The 15,481-nt window shown below is 44.5% G+C and carries 14 protein-coding genes and 1 riboswitch; of the genes, 9 read left to right on the top strand and 5 right to left on the bottom strand.

Features of this window, described 5'->3' with window-relative positions:
* The first annotated feature begins 27 nt into the window (after positions 1-27).
* A riboswitch (yybP-ykoY riboswitch) is annotated at positions 28-137 on the top strand.
* 87 nt (positions 138-224) lie between these two features.
* The 3 genes from GKZ89_RS12925 (at position 225) to GKZ89_RS12915 (ending at position 4,617) form a co-directional block, all read left to right on the top strand.
* On the top strand, positions 225-1,019 hold the full coding sequence (locus tag GKZ89_RS12925) for a TerC family protein (RefSeq protein ID WP_155112824.1): 795 nt from the start codon (positions 225-227) through the stop codon (positions 1,017-1,019).
* 1,379 nt (positions 1,020-2,398) lie between these two features.
* A complete protein-coding gene (sigI, locus tag GKZ89_RS12920; protein ID WP_162356834.1) occupies positions 2,399-3,154 on the top strand; it encodes an RNA polymerase sigma factor SigI in 756 nt (251 codons plus the stop codon).
* Positions 3,151-4,617 carry an anti-sigma-I factor RsgI family protein gene (locus GKZ89_RS12915; RefSeq protein ID WP_155112823.1) on the top strand — a complete coding sequence of 489 codons (1,467 nt, stop codon included), beginning with the start codon at positions 3,151-3,153 and terminating at the stop codon, positions 4,615-4,617. The genes sigI and GKZ89_RS12915 overlap by 4 nt, the downstream gene beginning before the upstream one ends.
* Before the next feature lie 197 nt (positions 4,618-4,814).
* Here the strand turns inward: GKZ89_RS12915 and GKZ89_RS12910 are convergent, their stop codons facing one another.
* Complete coding sequence (locus GKZ89_RS12910; RefSeq protein ID WP_155112822.1) at positions 4,815-5,006, bottom strand: alpha/beta-type small acid-soluble spore protein; 192 nt, start codon at positions 5,004-5,006, stop codon at positions 4,815-4,817.
* 198 nt (positions 5,007-5,204) lie between these two features.
* On the opposite strand from GKZ89_RS12910, the gene GKZ89_RS12905 reads away from it, so the two are divergent.
* Positions 5,205-6,419 carry an NAD(P)/FAD-dependent oxidoreductase gene (locus GKZ89_RS12905; protein ID WP_155112821.1) on the top strand — a complete coding sequence of 405 codons (1,215 nt, stop codon included), beginning with the start codon at positions 5,205-5,207 and terminating at the stop codon, positions 6,417-6,419.
* On the opposite strand, the gene GKZ89_RS12900 is transcribed toward GKZ89_RS12905, so the two are convergent.
* Positions 6,414-7,103 (bottom strand): DUF1836 domain-containing protein, encoded by a 690-nt coding sequence (locus GKZ89_RS12900; RefSeq protein ID WP_155112820.1) that lies wholly within the window; start codon positions 7,101-7,103, stop codon positions 6,414-6,416. The genes GKZ89_RS12905 and GKZ89_RS12900 overlap by 6 nt on opposite strands.
* Positions 7,104-7,228: 125 nt before the next feature.
* Between GKZ89_RS12900 and htpX the strand changes: the two genes are divergently transcribed.
* Complete coding sequence (htpX, locus tag GKZ89_RS12895) at positions 7,229-8,107, top strand: protease HtpX (protein WP_155112819.1); 879 nt, start codon at positions 7,229-7,231, stop codon at positions 8,105-8,107.
* A 101-nt stretch (positions 8,108-8,208) separates the two neighbouring features.
* Here htpX and GKZ89_RS12890 read toward each other — a convergent pair whose 3' ends face one another.
* The gene (locus GKZ89_RS12890; protein ID WP_162356832.1) at positions 8,209-9,930 is read right to left on the bottom strand and encodes a methyl-accepting chemotaxis protein; all 1,722 of its coding nucleotides are present in this window, start codon (positions 9,928-9,930) and stop codon (positions 8,209-8,211) included.
* Between the two features lie 200 nt (positions 9,931-10,130).
* Here GKZ89_RS12890 and GKZ89_RS12885 point away from each other — a divergent pair, with 200 nt between their 5' ends.
* From GKZ89_RS12885 to GKZ89_RS20995, 4 genes are all read left to right on the top strand, one after another.
* Positions 10,131-11,477, top strand: a complete 1,347-nt coding sequence (locus tag GKZ89_RS12885; protein WP_155112817.1) for a TrkH family potassium uptake protein — start codon at positions 10,131-10,133, stop codon at positions 11,475-11,477.
* A 227-nt stretch (positions 11,478-11,704) separates the two neighbouring features.
* Positions 11,705-11,842, top strand: a complete 138-nt coding sequence (locus GKZ89_RS12880; RefSeq protein WP_155112816.1) for a hypothetical protein — start codon at positions 11,705-11,707, stop codon at positions 11,840-11,842.
* Positions 11,843-11,926: 84 nt separating this feature from the next.
* Positions 11,927-12,094: a hypothetical protein gene (locus GKZ89_RS21000; protein ID WP_164502883.1), complete on the top strand. Its 168-nt coding sequence runs from the start codon at positions 11,927-11,929 to the stop codon at positions 12,092-12,094.
* Positions 12,091-12,264, top strand: coding sequence for a hypothetical protein (locus GKZ89_RS20995; protein ID WP_164502882.1), 174 nt, complete (start codon positions 12,091-12,093; stop codon positions 12,262-12,264). Before GKZ89_RS21000 ends, GKZ89_RS20995 begins: the two co-directional genes overlap by 4 nt.
* A gap of 17 nt (positions 12,265-12,281) precedes the next feature.
* On the opposite strand, the gene GKZ89_RS12875 is transcribed toward GKZ89_RS20995, so the two are convergent.
* Together GKZ89_RS12875 and GKZ89_RS12870 are read right to left on the bottom strand one after the other, a co-directional pair.
* Positions 12,282-14,048 carry a B12-binding domain-containing radical SAM protein gene (locus GKZ89_RS12875; RefSeq protein WP_155112815.1) on the bottom strand — a complete coding sequence of 589 codons (1,767 nt, stop codon included), beginning with the start codon at positions 14,046-14,048 and terminating at the stop codon, positions 12,282-12,284.
* Positions 14,049-14,180: 132 nt separating this feature from the next.
* Positions 14,181-15,188, bottom strand: coding sequence for an acyltransferase family protein (locus GKZ89_RS12870; RefSeq protein WP_155112814.1), 1,008 nt, complete (start codon positions 15,186-15,188; stop codon positions 14,181-14,183).
* Positions 15,189-15,481: the final 293 nt, after the last annotated feature.

The following is a 15,481-nucleotide window of genomic DNA, read 5'->3' as shown; positions in this document are numbered from 1 at the left end:
ACTATTAATTTGTAAATAATATATTTTCTCTCAGTCAAAGGGGAGTAGCTACTCAATGCCGCTGGCGGCTTGAGAACAAAGTCGTCATTACATGGAGTGACTTCCATCGGCTTTGTTGACATGAATGTTCGCATGTTAAGCAAGACCTTTGCCCATTAGCGGCAAAGGTCTGTTTTGTTCTAATGGGATTTTCTGGGAGGAGAAAACCTATTAGGAGGAGAAGAATGGACGCATCATTATTACTGGAGTATGGATGGGTATTACTTATTCTGATTGTGCTGGAAGGGATTCTGGCAGCCGATAATGCACTGGTTATGGCTGTAATGGTTAAACATCTGCCGGAAGACCAGCGGAAAAAAGCATTGTTTTATGGACTTGCAGGAGCAGTCGTATTAAGGTTTGGAGCACTATTTGCCATTTCCTTCCTCGTTAATGTATGGCAAGTGCAGGCAATTGGAGCATTGTACCTTCTTTACATCTCAATCAATCACCTTGTAAAAAGGCATATACTTAAAAAAGATGACGACGGTGTCGGCAATCCGAAAAAGCAGTCCGGGTTCTGGGGAACTGTCCTTAAAGTAGAACTCGCGGATCTTGCATTCGCTGTTGACTCAATCCTTGCAGCAGTAGCACTGGCTGTAACCCTTTCTCCAAGCGGACTTCCGGAAATCGGAGGAATCGATGGAGGACAATTTATCATTATCTTTGCCGGAGGTTTAATCGGAGTTATCATCATGAGGTTTGCAGCAAATGCTTTCGTCAGACTTCTGAAAAAACGGCCTAACCTTGAATCCGCTGCATTTGCCATTGTAGGATGGGTAGGGGTCAAGCTGGCATTATATACACTCGCTCATAAAGACATCGCTTTAATCTCCAAACATTTCATAGAGTCCCCTCTATGGAAAGGGATCTTCTGGACAGTTCTTGTCGGAATTGCCGTTGCAGGCTGGTTCCTGTCAAAAGATGAGTCCAACGAAGAAGCAGATGAAACGCCACTGAAGAAAGCCGAAAACGAATAAATAACCAAAAACCTGCCCCCGGCAGGTTTTTTTTATTGGAGCGGGTTTTACCTTTCTGGGATCATCCAGCCGGATACAGATCATAAAAGGGGAAATGAAGCTGATTCACTCGGAAAGAAGCCAGTCCTAATGTTGAGCTGCACCGCGGATGAGAATGGCAGAAGGACTCGATGGGAGCTTGATAGACCCGTCATTGACAGGACAGATTGCTGAAACACCATTTCTCCGCATCCGCGGCCGTAGTTGATCATAACAGCCTGATTGCTGGGTGCTGAGCACTTTTTATGGCATGGAAAGAATGGCTGAATTTAAAAAAGGGGTCAGTCAGAGATCAGTAGCTGAGATTAGAAGAGTGAATGCTGACTTATAAGGAGGAACTATGGACATTGAAGGGTAATTGCTGACTTTGTAGGGGAATTGCTGACTTTAAAGTAATAATTGCTGACTTTGTAGGGGAATTGCTGACTTTGAAGGAGTAATTGCTGACTTTGAAGGAGTAATTGCTGACTTTGAAGGAGTAATTGCTGACTTTGAAGGAGTAATTGCTGACTTTGTAGGGGAATTGCTGACTTTGAAGGAGTAATTGCTGACTTTGTAGGGGAATTGCTGACTTTGAAGGAGTAATTGCTGACTTTAAAGGAATAATTGCTGACTTTAGAGGAGTAATTGCTGACTTTGAAGGAGTAATTGCTGACTTTAAAGGAATAATTGCTGACTTTCAAACAGTAATTGCTGACTTACCCTCCTGGCAGCCTGCAAAGGCAGGGAACGATCTCTATAAACATAAATAGAAGCAGAAAGTACAGGGAAGGACTTTAGCCACCGGGCCGACCTTTTTTTAAAAAGCCGGAAGTGGAAAATAGCCCTTAAATGTAGAGGATATTTTACTTTCGTTACAAAATCATGACAAAGCATGCTTTTCTTTGTTAAGGGGAGTGAGGGAGCGGGGAGGCGGGAAATGTTATTTTGGGTATATATACTTATTTCAGTATTTTTTTCCTTCTCACCCCTCAAATCCAGACAGAACAGCGAAAGCTTTAGTAGGAGGTGGGAGAGCGGCTGATCTCAATCAAATAATAATGGTTTATTAGTAATGGGTAATTTGGTCTTTTTTAGTGGTTTGCAAGAAGGGGCATGTTCGCGGTTTAATGTTGCGTACAGGTTACAAAATGATGACAGAAGCAGTGTTGAACCCTTATGAACACTGTATTTGAGGGTGATACACCCAAAAAATCAGCATTTTATTCTCTCTGGAGGGAATGTGAAAAAGGACTGAATGCAGGCATGGTGCGGTCTATATAGACAATTCCAAATTTCTTCCTTTGCGCTCATATCATAATTTAGCTATGATTAACGCAGTATGATTGGGAGAAACTGAGGTGAAACCGTTGCTCAGCCTATTATTTAAATTTGGCAGGAAAAAAAATACCCTTGAAGACAGTGTGTTCAAAATCCAAAATGGAGATTTGGATTTGCAAAATAAACTGATTGACCAGTATAAACCTTTTATAGCTAAAACTGTTTCCTCTGTGTGCAAGAGGTACATAGATGAGACTGACGATGAGTTCAGCATTGGTTTGATTGCTTTTAACGAAGCGATTGAAAAATATTCAAAAGAGCGGGGGAATTCTCTGCTTGCTTTTGCGGAATTGATTATTAAAAGAAAAGTGATCGATTATATCCGGAAAGAAGCAAGGAACGCCCAGACGATCAATATGGATATGCAGGAGCATGAGGAAGGTGAAGCCTCCCAGAGCAGGATCGAGGCCGATCTGTCCATAGACGAGTATCAAAAGCTTGTTGAACAGGAACATAGAAAAGAAGAAATCCTTCACTTTCAGCAAATTCTGAAGGAATTTCATCTGACCCTTGCAGATTTAATTGACCATTCCCCCAAACATGTAGATGCAAGGCAGAATGCTATTCAAGTTGCCCAGATCCTTGCAGAAAATGAAGAATTGGTGAAAATCCTTTTTCAAAAAAAGCAGCTTCCGGTCAAGCAGCTGGAAAAGCTTGTATCAGTAAGCCGGAAGACAGTGGAAAGAAACCGTAAATACATAATTGCCATGGCAATTATATTGACTGGGGACTATCTTTATTTAAAGGATTATATTAAAGGAGTGCTTGAAGCATGAAACGAGGGGTCATCATCGATCTGAAGGATAACGTTGCTGTTGTCCTGACTACAGACGGGCACTTTGTGAAAACGAGAAATGCTGACAGCCGCTATCAGTTAGGGCAGGAAATCACCTTTGAGGCGGCTGAGACCAGCCGGGTTTCCTCCTATTTAAGACGCGGATTGTCTGTGCTTCAGCAATTAAGGATCGGATTTATTACAGCCGTTGCTATTATTTTAATTTTCTTCAGCCTGTATCCGGTTTTTAATTCAGACAAAGTGTATGCCTATATGACGATCGATATCAATCCCAGCTTTGAGCTTGCGATCAATGGAGACATGGAAGTTGTGAAGCTTGATCCGCTGAATGAAGACGGTGAAAAGCTGCTTGCCACTTTTCCCGACTGGAGCGGGGAGGGATTTCAGTCTGTCGTCCAAAGCATCATAAGCCAAAGCCAGTCTATGGGATATGTTAAAGATGGAAAAGAAGTGTTGATTACAACCATTATTGACCGGAAAAATGATAAGGTTTTTGAGCAGAACCTTTTAAGCAGGGTGCAGTTAATCAAAACCTCACTTAAAACAAGTCCGCTTACGGTCGAGACAGCAGAATCGGATATGGATACGAGAAATAAGGCGAAATCTGAAGGGGTTTCCACAGGAACCTATATCAGGAATCATCCGCCTTCAGGGAATGATAAACCAGCTGCCCCTGAACAGGAAGAAAGAACCCCGCAGGAACAGCCTGAGAAGCAGGACCCTGCTAAGAAACCAGAGGAAGAACCTGGTGTTCCTTCAAAAGAAAAAGAGGATACATGTGCTGACTGCGATCAGGAGCCTCAGGAAAAGGATCAGGAGCCGGATCCGGATGCATTGAAAGAAATGGAGAAAAAAGGCAAGCAGCCTCCTGTAGTTCCGCCTGAGCGGGATGCTCCGCCTGCCCGGGACGAAAGGCGTTCTGGAGAGCCTCATGGTAATGCTAAGCCGGATACCGGATCAAAGGATGAGAAAAACCGTCCAGGTAAACAAGAAGATTCCGAAGACGGTGATCATGACAGAGCAGAAGACCGCGAAGAGGAAAACAGGGAATACGAAAGCGAAGAACCTAAAAAAAAAGAGAAACCCTCAAGGCCGAATGAATCCGGTAGAGACAAAGAAAATTCAAACCGCAAATTCGAGAAGAGCTATTTCAGGCTGGAAAAAGGGGATGTGAACCGCAGCCTGTATGCAGAGTGGCTGCGGGATACAGAAAGGAAGGATTCCGGCGGGATAACCGGTAAGAGCAATAAGACACCTCCGCCGGAAGAGGACCAGGCTGACCTTCCTGCTTCAAATAGGGAAGAGGATCAGAGTGAACTTCCTGCTTCAGAAAAGGAAGAGAGCCAGGGAGAACTGCCTTCTTCAGATCTGGAAGAGAGCCAGGGAGAACTGCCTTCTCCGGAAAAGGAAGGGGACCAGACTGAGTCCCGCCCTTCAAAATAACCGTCAGTTTCGCAGCCGGAACAGAAAGAATCAAGCTTCCTGCTGAAAAGAGCGGCAGAGTAAAGCTCAAGCCTGAACAGAAGCTGAACTGCCTGCTGATTGCGACTCGTACGGCAGCAGATGAGGGCTGCAGGCAAATACATAAAATACATAATAAAAAGCCGCTGTGCGCGAATGCACGGCGGCTGATTCATGTTTTATTCGGTTTTTCCATGCTGCCCTTGAGCCTGGGCAATAAGACGCTTCGTCATTTCTCCGCCTACAGAGCCGTTAGAACGGGCTGTTGTATCTTTTCCAAGAGAAACCCCGAATTCCTGTGCCACTTCCATTTTAAACTGATTCAGGGCCTGTTCTGCGCCCGGAACGAGCAATTTGTTCGTGCGTGCCATATATTTCTCCTCCTTTCTCCAGTTCACCAGCCATCATAGCTGTAGTCCTATTGTTGATCGAAAGGATGAATCTATTCATGGAAGGTATTTCTCATTTTGCTTATAGCTGGTGCGTTTATTGAGAATGCTAATAAAAATGCATCACGCGCATTCCAGATCTTTAGAAGATCAATCAGCTGAATATAAAGGGGAATGTCCATGAATCTTCAATATGGGAAATTTTATTGGCCTGAGACGTATACTGTCCCAAACCATTATCCGGCATTAGAGGAAGACCACGACACCGATGTTCTGATTGTGGGAGGGGGGAGTTCCGGTGCTCAGTGTGCTTACCGTCTTGCAAAGGCAGGACTCAATGTAACCATTGCTGACAAGCGGACTTTTGGGGAAGGGAGCACCTCCACCAACACATCCCTTATTCAATACGCGGGGGACAAAACATTCACAGAGCTGATCCGCAGCTTTGGTGAAAAGACCGCCGTCCGTCATCTTAAGCTATGTGAGGAAGCCATTAGTGAGCTCGAGGAGGTATCCGCCCAGCTCCCGGTTGATCCGGAATTCAAAAGGCGGGATAGCCTGTACTATGCAAGTTATGCAAAAGACACAGACACACTCAAAAAAGAATACGGCTATTTGAAAAAACACGGTTTTTCGTGTGAATATTGGGATTCAGATAAAATCGCTGCACACTATCCTTTTACAAAAGAAGCCGCCATCTATTATTTAAATGATGCGGAGTGCAACCCTTATAAATTGCTGCACGGGCTTATACAGAGCTGCGGTTCCAAAGTGAACTGCTTTGAAAATACAGCTATTACAGGTATGAAGCCCGGTAAAGACAAGCATATGTTTCATACTTCAAAAGGCCGCACCATTACAGCGCGCCATGCTATTTTATGCGGAGGATATGAAAACATCGAGCTGAAAAAAGAGAAAAATGCCGTGATGAACAGTTCATATGCAATTGTCACAAACCAGCTGAAGGATTTCAATGGGTGGCATAAGCAGAGCCTGATCTGGGAGACTGCAAGGCCGTATATTTATTTAAGGACTACCCCTGACCGGAGGATCATTATCGGCGGCCTGGATGAAACAACCAATATTCCCGAGGAGCGGGACGCAGTGTTGGTCACGAAAAAAAATCAGCTGCTCAGCGAGCTGAAAAAGCTTTTCCCCGAATACGATGCAAAAGCCGAATATTATTTAGGCGCGCTTTACGGGGGCACCCATGACGGCATGCCTGTCATCGGAATGTATGAAGATTGGCCCGGAAGCTATTTCCTGATGGGATACGGAGACAATGGAACGGTTTACAGTATGGTTCTGTCGAAAATAATCTGCGAACACATCATCAGCGGGCGGAGCGGCGACCTGGATCTCTATCTGCAGACCAGACCAAAGCGAAACTCATGAATCAGGAAAAAAGTTCTCTTTATACTGGGCTGCCCTTGTCAGGAGATGTGAATAAAGCACGGAAAACACAGTCAAAACAAGCACCGGTTTGATCTTTTCCCATGCGTTGTCCGTTAAGGAAGGAAAAGCCGATCTGACAATTTCAGCTTCCATTTCAATCTTTCGTTCAAGATCCGCCGCCGGAGGGAATTGAAAGGACTCGCACATCAGCTTATCAAGGACCACGGAGTAGGCTTCATAAAAATCTACAGGATTGATCAAATCATCTGCGCGGTCGGAAATGGTATTGAACAGACGGTTCAGCATTTCGCGGATTGTACTGAAGTCGTAAGTGGATTTTAAATCTCTGACAATAAGCAGCAGCACAGCCTGGTCCAGGGAGTATTTTTTCCCTGATTCAGGTGGTCCGATCAGATCCTTCACATCCCGTTTGATCCAATTCTGAATAGACGTTGGCTTGAAGGAAGTAAGTTCGCACAGATTCCCGAGCGAAACAATATCATTCGTTGAAAATCCGTTCAGCACTCCTTCTGATTTCAGCGCCCTGTTAATAAAATCAGGGAGGGAAGTGAAAGGAATCCGGTTCCAGCTGCTGACCAGATTTTCAAGTTCCCTTTTGTTTTTTAGATCAATTGCATGCAGAAGGCTTGTTAATTCTAGCCTGGTTAATTTAAGTTCTCTCATCTCACACCTCTTTAATGAGCACATTGGCAAAATCATCATAATTCCTATTGCTTGTCATACAATAACAAGGGAATTATAATTATTGTATAATAAGTTCATATGAACTTGAAACTATGAGGTGAAAAATGTTTAAACGAATCGGATTATTCATATTAACCAACATTCTGGTCATTACAACGATTGGGATTGTCCTATCAGTGCTGGGCGTTGGCAATTATATGACGGCTCAGGGTGGAATCGATCTCACGACCCTGCTTGCATTCAGTGCGGTCGTTGGTTTTACCGGATCTCTGTTTTCTCTAGCCATTTCACGGTGGATGGCAAAAACGATGATGGGAGTTCAGGTATTAAAGCCTGACAGCTCTCTATCTCCAATCGAACGTGACCTTGTGGAGCGGGTGCATCGTCTGGCACGCACTGCAGGGATGAGAAAAATGCCTGAAGTCGGGATTTACCGCTCTCCGGAAGTAAATGCTTTTGCAACAGGTCCTTCCAAGAGCCGCTCACTTGTAGCTGTCTCAACCGGTCTTCTTGAAGAAATGGATGAAGACGCGATTGACGGAGTCATCGCCCATGAGATTGCTCATATAGTGAACGGTGACATGGTGACTATGACCTTGCTGCAGGGTGTCGTCAATACGTTCGTCGTATTCCTCGCCCGTATTGCTGCTTGGGCTGTTTCAAGGTTTGTACGTGAAGAATTGGCTGGCGTTGTCCATTTTATCGCCATCCTCGTATTCCAGATCCTCTTTTCAATCCTCGGCAGCCTGGTCGTGTTTGCATTTTCCCGCTACCGTGAATATCACGCTGACCGCGGCGGGGCCGACTTCGCAGGTAAAGATAAGATGATCCATGCGCTCAGAAGCCTTCAGCATTATACACAGCGCACAAGAGATGATGACTCATCGCTAGCCACATTGAAAATTAATTCAAAACGCAAACGCTCTCTGTTCTCTACCCATCCGGATCTTCAGGACCGGATTGCTAAGCTTGAGCAGCGCTGATCAATCGAAGGAAGCCGGCACCTCGTGCCGGCTTCTTTTCAATTTATAGCTGTCCTGGCAACTCTCCCAAATAAACAGAAAGAATGCATCGGCGCCGAAGGCTAAATCCGATAAGCTGAAAACGAATCACGAAATTCGATTGCGAGTTCGGCAAGTGTCTGGGCGGAATCGAGCATCTCCTGCATGACCGCACTTTGTTCTTCGGTAGCAGCGGCCATTTGTTCAATATGTTCATTCGTAAGCCTGCTGACGGCCTTAATCCTGCCTGTCGAATCATTCAATCCATCCATCTTTTGCCCGGCTGCAGCAACAGCAGCTTCAACTTCACGGCTCTTGTCCTCGAGCTTTTCCATATCCTTTACGATAGCGGTGAATGATTCCTCTACTTCAAGAACGAGCTGATTGCCTTTTACAATCGCCGATGAACTTTCTGTCATAAGCTTTTCTGCATTTGCAGTTTCTTCTTTCGTTGTGAGAAGAATTTCCTGAATGCTCTCGGCTGCTCTGGCCGTTTGTTCTGCAAGCTTGCGCACTTCTGAGGCGACGACCCCAAAACCTTTCCCATGCTCTCCGGCCCTTGCTGCTTCAATGGCAGCGTTGAGCGCAAGCAGGTTTGTCTGTTCAGAAATACTTGAGATCATCGTTGTGATTGCCGTAATGGCTGCTGATTTATGAGAAAGTGCATGAATGGTCTGTTCCAGTTTTTCCACGCGTTCAAGTATGGCTTCCATTTGGTTCATCACATGCTTTGCCTGCAGGCTTCCCTGCTCCATCTTTTTGGAAGAGGCGGTGCTCAGGCTTGCTGCCTCCCTGGATTGTGCTGCTGCAATCGCAAGCTGTCCAGCGATTGAGTGAGCGGAGTCTGAGGCGTACTCTATGCTTTGCAGCTGTTTTTCTGAACCGGACGCCACTTGTAGAATGGAATCGGTGATTTGCTCTGTGCCGTAAGAAGTTGTTCCGGCATTCTCCTTTAAGTGAACAGACATGCTTCTTACTTTTTCAGAAAGGGTAAAGATGCCGGCAATCGAAGTTTTCAATTCTCTTTTTAGCGTGTTCATCGCCTTGGCAATTTCGGCAGATTCATCCTTCGAACGGATTTCCAGATCCTCAGTCATCAGGTTCCCGCGTGCGAGTTCCCGGCACATATTGACCGCCATTGTAAGCTGCCGGCGGATGCGGCGGCTTACGATGGTCAGCAAGATCAGGGAAAGGATAATAGAAACAGCTATTATTGCACAGGATAGCAGAATCTGCTTCTGTGAATTTTTCTCTGCTCCTCTTACCATGGCTGTTCGCTCCACAGACAGCATCTGTTCAAGAGCAGACAGCTTTTCAATTCCGACATCCCTTATGACTGCTGCTCTGTTCTGCAATTCAATTTGCTTTAGCGGATCTACAGCATTTCCGCTGCCCATTGCATCTTTTATTTCCGGCTGGATTTCATTTTCAAAATAAGCATCCAATTCTTTGTTCATTGCAGCAGCGGCTCTGATAAGAACGGTTTGCTCTTTATTCTCACGATCTGTGTCAAGCTCCCGGAGAACACCGTTTATCTTTTTCGATTCGTCCCCGTATGCTTTTTCACTGGCGGGATCACCTTTTGTTATGTAGTCGGTGATGACTATATATTTCTGCTTGAAAATTCCGGCGGCTGCAGCTGATTTTAATGCGTCATTCGATTTCTGCTGAGCGTTTTCGGCTGTTTGAAGTGCTGAGGATAAGGAAAATAAAATAAAAACAAAGGCCATAATAATAAGGGTCAAACAGGAGAAGAAGACTAGGCCATATTTCCGGCCAATTGAGGAATTTTTCTGAAAAAACATCACTTTCGGCTCCGTTCGGTCAGTTTTTGTAGAAATCACAGGCATTTAGACTCATAACTATGTGACATATTGTAAAGTAAATTTTCAGTTATGTAAACGTTTTACAGAAAAAGATTAAAAAACTTATACCGGAAGTCTTTTTTTATGGAGAAATATTCTTTACGATAGAACAAGCCGATTAAACTAGAAGGATGTTTGCTATGAGAGCTGCTGAATATTTTAGAAAACAAAGGCTGTCGCCTGCTAAAATTATCGTTACTTATTATTTCATTGCTGTCAGTGTATCCATCGTGCTTCTAAGTCTTCCGTTTGCCCGGAACCCTGAAGCTCCATGGACATTTATTGATGCGTTATTCACCTCTGTCAGTGCCGTGAGCGTAACCGGTCTTACAACGATTTCAATCAGCGATACATTCACAACTCCGGGAATCTTCATCCTTGCCTTTATTTTTCAGTTTGGCGGGATTGGCATTATGACACTCAGCACATTCATCTGGCTTGTGTTAAGAAGAAGGATCGGTCTAAAAGAGCGCAAGCTCATTATGACAGACCAAAATCAATCGAATCTGTCTGGCCTTGTGAACCTTCTTAAACAGATCCTGATCCTGATCCTCGCCATTGAGGTGATTGGCGGATTAATCCTCGGCACTTATATGCTGAAATATTTTCCGGCATGGGAAGATGCGTTTCTTCACGGCTTTTTTGCCTCTGTCAGTGCTACGACTAATGCGGGCTTTGATATTACGGGTGAATCGCTTAAACCATTCGCGCAGGACTATTTCATTCAGTTCATTAACATTCTCCTGCTTACGCTTGGGGCGATCGGTTTCCCGGTTTTAATTGAAGTGAAAGCCTATTTGCTCCACAAAGAAAAACACCGGTTTACCCTGTTTTCCAAGCTTACTTCCCTTACCTTTTTAGGGTTGATCGTGTTTGGAACAATTGGGATCATCCTGCTGGAAGCGCAGCATTTTTTAAAAGGGAAATCCTGGCATGAGGCGTTTTTCTACGCTCTGTTCCAATCCTCGACTACGAGGAGCGGAGGTCTGGTAACAATGGACGTAGCGGAATTCAGTGAAGCCACTCTCCTGTTTATGTGCTTCCTTATGGTAATAGGGGCATCACCGAGCTCTGTTGGCGGGGGGATACGGACGACAACCCTTGCCCTTAATGTTCTGTTCATCTATCACTTTGCACGCGGGAACAAGTCGATAAAAGTATTCAAAAGAGAAGTGCATCATACAGATGTGACAAAGTCACTCGTAGTCACCATTTTGGCTATGATGATCTGCTTTTTCTCAACAGTTATCCTGATGGCGATCGAACCGTTCTCGATGCTTGAAATTCTTTTCGAGGTTTCATCCGCTTTTGGAACGACTGGCCTTTCCCTGGGGATCACTGCTGACCTGAGCACCCCTGGAAAGCTGATCATTATCGTCCTGATGTTTACAGGAAGAATTGGCATGGTGACCTTTCTTCTGATGCTCGGTAAAAGAGACAAAGAACCGAATTATAAGTATCCGACAGAACGGATTATTATCGGATAACTTTGCTGGGGACCATTCTAATAAACATTGTGAACCTTGGAATATTTCTCAAAAAGGCTTTGTTAAAGCATAGTGTTGATTTTTCACACCTGTTGATTGGAGCGAACGCCTTCTAGCTGCAATCAACAGCCAAGTTTAACAGAGCTTTTCAAAAGGTCCGGCATTAATGCCGGGCTTTTTCATATTTTTTCTCTCCAAGGCAACAATGGAAAGGAAGGGAGGGATCCATGTTGGAAAATCAGCAGTTTCCGGTCGCAGAATTAACGTCAGATGAATTAAGCAGGCTCAAGCAATTTGAAGAAGACTTCAGGAGCCGGACAGGTGAAGAGATTGTCCTGATTGCCTATGAACACCAGGAGCACTAAAAATCTGGAAGAATGAACCCCGGCGCCCTGCAGCAGACTAGTAATGCGGGATTATCCCGCAAACAACTTTCGGGGGGATTTTTTATGAAAAGAAAAGCGGCAAACCACCAGGCATTAAAAAACAACAGCACACCGTCTGAAAGCATGGCAAAAACAGAATTTGCTGCAGAGTACAATCATGAAAACCCTAAAAAGTATGCAAACCGCAATTCAAAAAAAGGAATGCAGGGCCAGTCGGAGAATGAGCGATGAGCCGGAAGCATATGAAAAGCAAGGATATGCAAAATCACAAAAAGCCAATGGATCCTGGTTTGCTTGAAGAAGAATTCGGCAGTGAATTCGGAGATGCGAACCAAGGGAAAATTTATGAATTGAAAGAAGAACTTAAACAGCAATCTGCTTGCAGCAAAAAGAAAAAGTGAGAGCATAGCTCTCACCTTTAGACAGCCCGGGTCTGATCCGGGCTTTCATTCGTTGTATACACATGTGTAACAGAGGCGGGGTCGTAATGGAAAAGGACCCATGTCGGATTCGAAATGAATACACCATCCATTTTGTAGGCAGCGAGATCAAACGGCAGCTTTTCCACTATGGTGTGCTTGTACAGCTCCTTTTCAGTCCACTTTTTCAGAGTGAAGCTTTCACCAAGAACAGCCGGTCTCTCTAAGATCTCCTTATAGAAACGTTCCCGGTGATCTTTTGAAAGAACTTCTTCTTCCCATAATGCTTTCCTCGGTTTATGGCGCTGATTTTTGAGGAAATCGTAGGTCATGAAGCCTGCAGCAGTCTCCAGATGCTCAGGGGCAGCAGCTTTTATAAAGCTGTGCAGACGCTTGAACAGATCCTCGAGCTGATGTCCGATGCGGCTCCAGCCCTGTTCATCCCAATAAGTCCCAAAATCCTGGAAGAAATCGAACGGACTTGGGAAGACGTGACGGACGAGGTATTCGATCGTTTCATTCATCCGGTGGTCATTCCAGTACTTCTCTAGAACATCCTCGACCTGCTTGATTCTGGATATATCATCAAAGCTCAGCACATTGTTTTTCAGGATTTCATATGGAGAGTGGTCCATATACACATAATCGTGCTGATCCGCTCTAAGGCGAAGTCCGGTTCCGCGGAGCATTTTTAAAAAGCCGAGCTGCAATTCTTCAGGCCTCATCGCAAAAACATCATTGAACGTTTTCTTAAAGGAATCATAATCCTCTTCAGGCAGTCCTGCAATCAAATCCAAATGCTGTTCAATTTTCCCGCCGTCTTTTACCATCGTTACAGTTCTGGCGAGCTTGGAGAAATTCTGCCGCCTCATCACGAGGTCATTCGTCTCATCATTGGTCGACTGAACACCGATTTCAAAACGGAACAAGCCTACAGGAGCATGATCGTTCAGAAACTGAATCACCTCAGGCCTCATAATATCCGCCGTTATTTCAAATTGGAAAACGGTCCCCGGACGGTGTTCATCGATCAGGAACTGGAACATTTCCATCGCGTAGCTTCGGCTGATGTTGAACGTACGGTCTACGAACTTAATGGTTTTAGCCCCATTTGCCATCAGAAAGCGAATATCATCCTTTATCTTTTCGCGGTCAAAATAACGAACTCCAACTTCAATGGAAGAAAGGCAAAATTGACAGCTGAAAGGACAGCCTCTGCTCGTTTCGATGTAGGTGACCCTTTTAGAAAGGCTTTCCAAGTCCTCCTCAAACCGGTACGGAGATGGAAGCTCTTTTAAAACGAGCTTATTTCCCTGAGGCTGCACCCGTGTTTTTCCATCTTCCCGGTAAACAACCCCTTTAACCGTACTGACCGGCAAATTCTGCTCAATAGCCTGCAGGAGCTGCTTGAAGGTTTGTTCTCCTTCACCGAGAACGATATAATCCGCTCCGGGTATCCTCTCCATCCATTCCGCTGCATCATAGGCAACCTCGGGCCCTCCGAGCACAATCACTAATTCAGGCCGGATTTTCTTCAGCATCCCAATCACTTTAATCGTCTCTTCTATGTTCCAAATATAGCAGCTGAAGCCAATGACATCCGGATTCCGCTTCATCAGGTCGCTCACAATGTTAATGGCGGGATCTTTAATGGTATATTCGGCCAGCTGAGGAGTGAATTCAGGCTGGGCATAAGCTTTTAGATAGCGGATCGACAAACTTGTATGAATGTATTTTGCATTTAACGTGCTGAGCACAATGTTCATTTTTTTACACCACTTTTTTTAAAGAGTAGGCGAAGGCTCGATCAGCCTGCGCATAAAGCATTAATCATTTTAACACATTCCATTAAAGCGAAACCGTTTTTCATGAAAAAAACCGGCTCTTTATGAACCGGTTTACGTTTGCTGTATCGCTTTCAGTTTCCTTTTCAGGCTGGTCGCCTTTAGCTCAACGATCGGCTCTGTTACGGTTTTTACAGCATTGGATGATAGAATAAACGTGAAAATAATGGCCGCCAGAGCATAGATCGCGATGCTTTGGTAATCCTGGAGAACCTCTTCTGCCGGACTGTTCCGTATTCCATTAATGATAAATCCGTGAAGCAGATAGACGTAGAACGTTCTGGTTCCCCATGAGGTAAAGAATGACTCTCTAGTAGGAACAATAGCCAGGAAACTAAGCGTGGCAGCCACTGTCATGATGTAAAACGTCATCCTGATCAATGCCCCCGCAGCAAGCACTTCTCCAAACTCTGAATAAGGCTTAGAGCCAAACAGCCATTCAAAATCAAACTCGAGGAAGAAATACATACTGAATGTAACCGCAAGAACAAGTACGGACAGGCTCCGTCCCTTAGCAGAAGTGAGCATATAGAAATGCTCTCTCTTCATATAAAAACCAAGCAAAAAGAGCGGGAAGAATACAAACGTTCTGCCGATGCTCAAAAAGTTGCCGGCGAAGTCGGCGTATCCAATCGCGATCCCAAGCAGGAATGAAAGCCCCAGTGCAGCCTTCCAGTTTAATTTAGTAAAGGCAAACAGCATCAGGTTCCAGAAGAACAGGCTGAGCAGAAACCATAGTGACCACTGCGGATCGAGCGGATTAAGCTCCAGTTTATCCTGCTTTTCAATCAAGTAGTAGTAAACGGAATAGATCCCCTGGAAAATTAAATAAGGAACGATCAGCTTTTTGGCGATCTTGCCTACATAGCCTTTCTTTTTGAAGCCTTTCGCAAAATAACCGGAGACCAGTATGAAAGCGGGCATGTGAAAGGTGTAAATAAATTTATAAATGTGGAGCATGACTTCATTGTTATCAATAAATGAACGAATGAGATGCCCGAATACAACAAGGATGATTAACAGAAACTTTGCATTATCGAAATAGCTGTCCCTCGTTTTCAATTCAGATCACCTGCCTGTAAAATTTCAATTTTCATCTGCAGAATTTCAATTTCCTGTAAGATAATTTTACCCATGCCTGATGAGTGTAAAACAAATAAACGGTGCGATGGAGCCTTCCGTTCCATTTGTCAGCATAACTTAATGAGTTTGTTACATAGATGAGAAATATGTAGAAAACATGAGAACAGGAAAGATTCTCCTTATTCTGTCTTAAAACAGCTAAATCCGGAAGGACAATGGAGGTTATTGTAGAAATTAATGTATGGGATATGGAAAAAGGTTGAAGGAGTGTA

Source organism: Metabacillus mangrovi (assembly GCF_009711125.1).
Taxonomy (GTDB): domain Bacteria; phylum Bacillota; class Bacilli; order Bacillales; family Bacillaceae; genus Metabacillus_B; species Metabacillus_B mangrovi.
Note: the sequence above shows the minus strand (reverse complement) of the source record. Positions and strands in the feature narration are given on the sequence as shown.

Bases quoted from the DNA above. Each gene is read 5' to 3' on its own strand.
- GKZ89_RS12885 (WP_155112817.1), top strand. From the start codon at position 10,131: ATGAGAGCTGCTGAATATTTTAGAAAACAAAGGCTGTCGCCTGCTAAA.
- GKZ89_RS12875 (WP_155112815.1), bottom strand. From the start codon at position 14,048: ATGAACATTGTGCTCAGCACGTTAAATGCAAAATACATTCATACAAGT.
- GKZ89_RS12905 (WP_155112821.1), top strand. From the start codon at position 5,205: ATGAATCTTCAATATGGGAAATTTTATTGGCCTGAGACGTATACTGTC.
- GKZ89_RS12890 (WP_162356832.1), bottom strand. From the start codon at position 9,930: ATGTTTTTTCAGAAAAATTCCTCAATTGGCCGGAAATATGGCCTAGTC.
- GKZ89_RS20995 (WP_164502882.1), top strand. From the start codon at position 12,091: ATGAGCCGGAAGCATATGAAAAGCAAGGATATGCAAAATCACAAAAAG.
- GKZ89_RS12880 (WP_155112816.1), top strand. From the start codon at position 11,705: ATGTTGGAAAATCAGCAGTTTCCGGTCGCAGAATTAACGTCAGATGAA.
- GKZ89_RS12925 (WP_155112824.1), top strand. From the start codon at position 225: ATGGACGCATCATTATTACTGGAGTATGGATGGGTATTACTTATTCTG.
- GKZ89_RS12915 (WP_155112823.1), top strand. From the start codon at position 3,151: ATGAAACGAGGGGTCATCATCGATCTGAAGGATAACGTTGCTGTTGTC.
- GKZ89_RS12900 (WP_155112820.1), bottom strand. From the start codon at position 7,103: ATGAGAGAACTTAAATTAACCAGGCTAGAATTAACAAGCCTTCTGCAT.
- GKZ89_RS21000 (WP_164502883.1), top strand. From the start codon at position 11,927: ATGAAAAGAAAAGCGGCAAACCACCAGGCATTAAAAAACAACAGCACA.
- GKZ89_RS12910 (WP_155112822.1), bottom strand. From the start codon at position 5,006: ATGGCACGCACGAACAAATTGCTCGTTCCGGGCGCAGAACAGGCCCTG.
- htpX (WP_155112819.1), top strand. From the start codon at position 7,229: ATGTTTAAACGAATCGGATTATTCATATTAACCAACATTCTGGTCATT.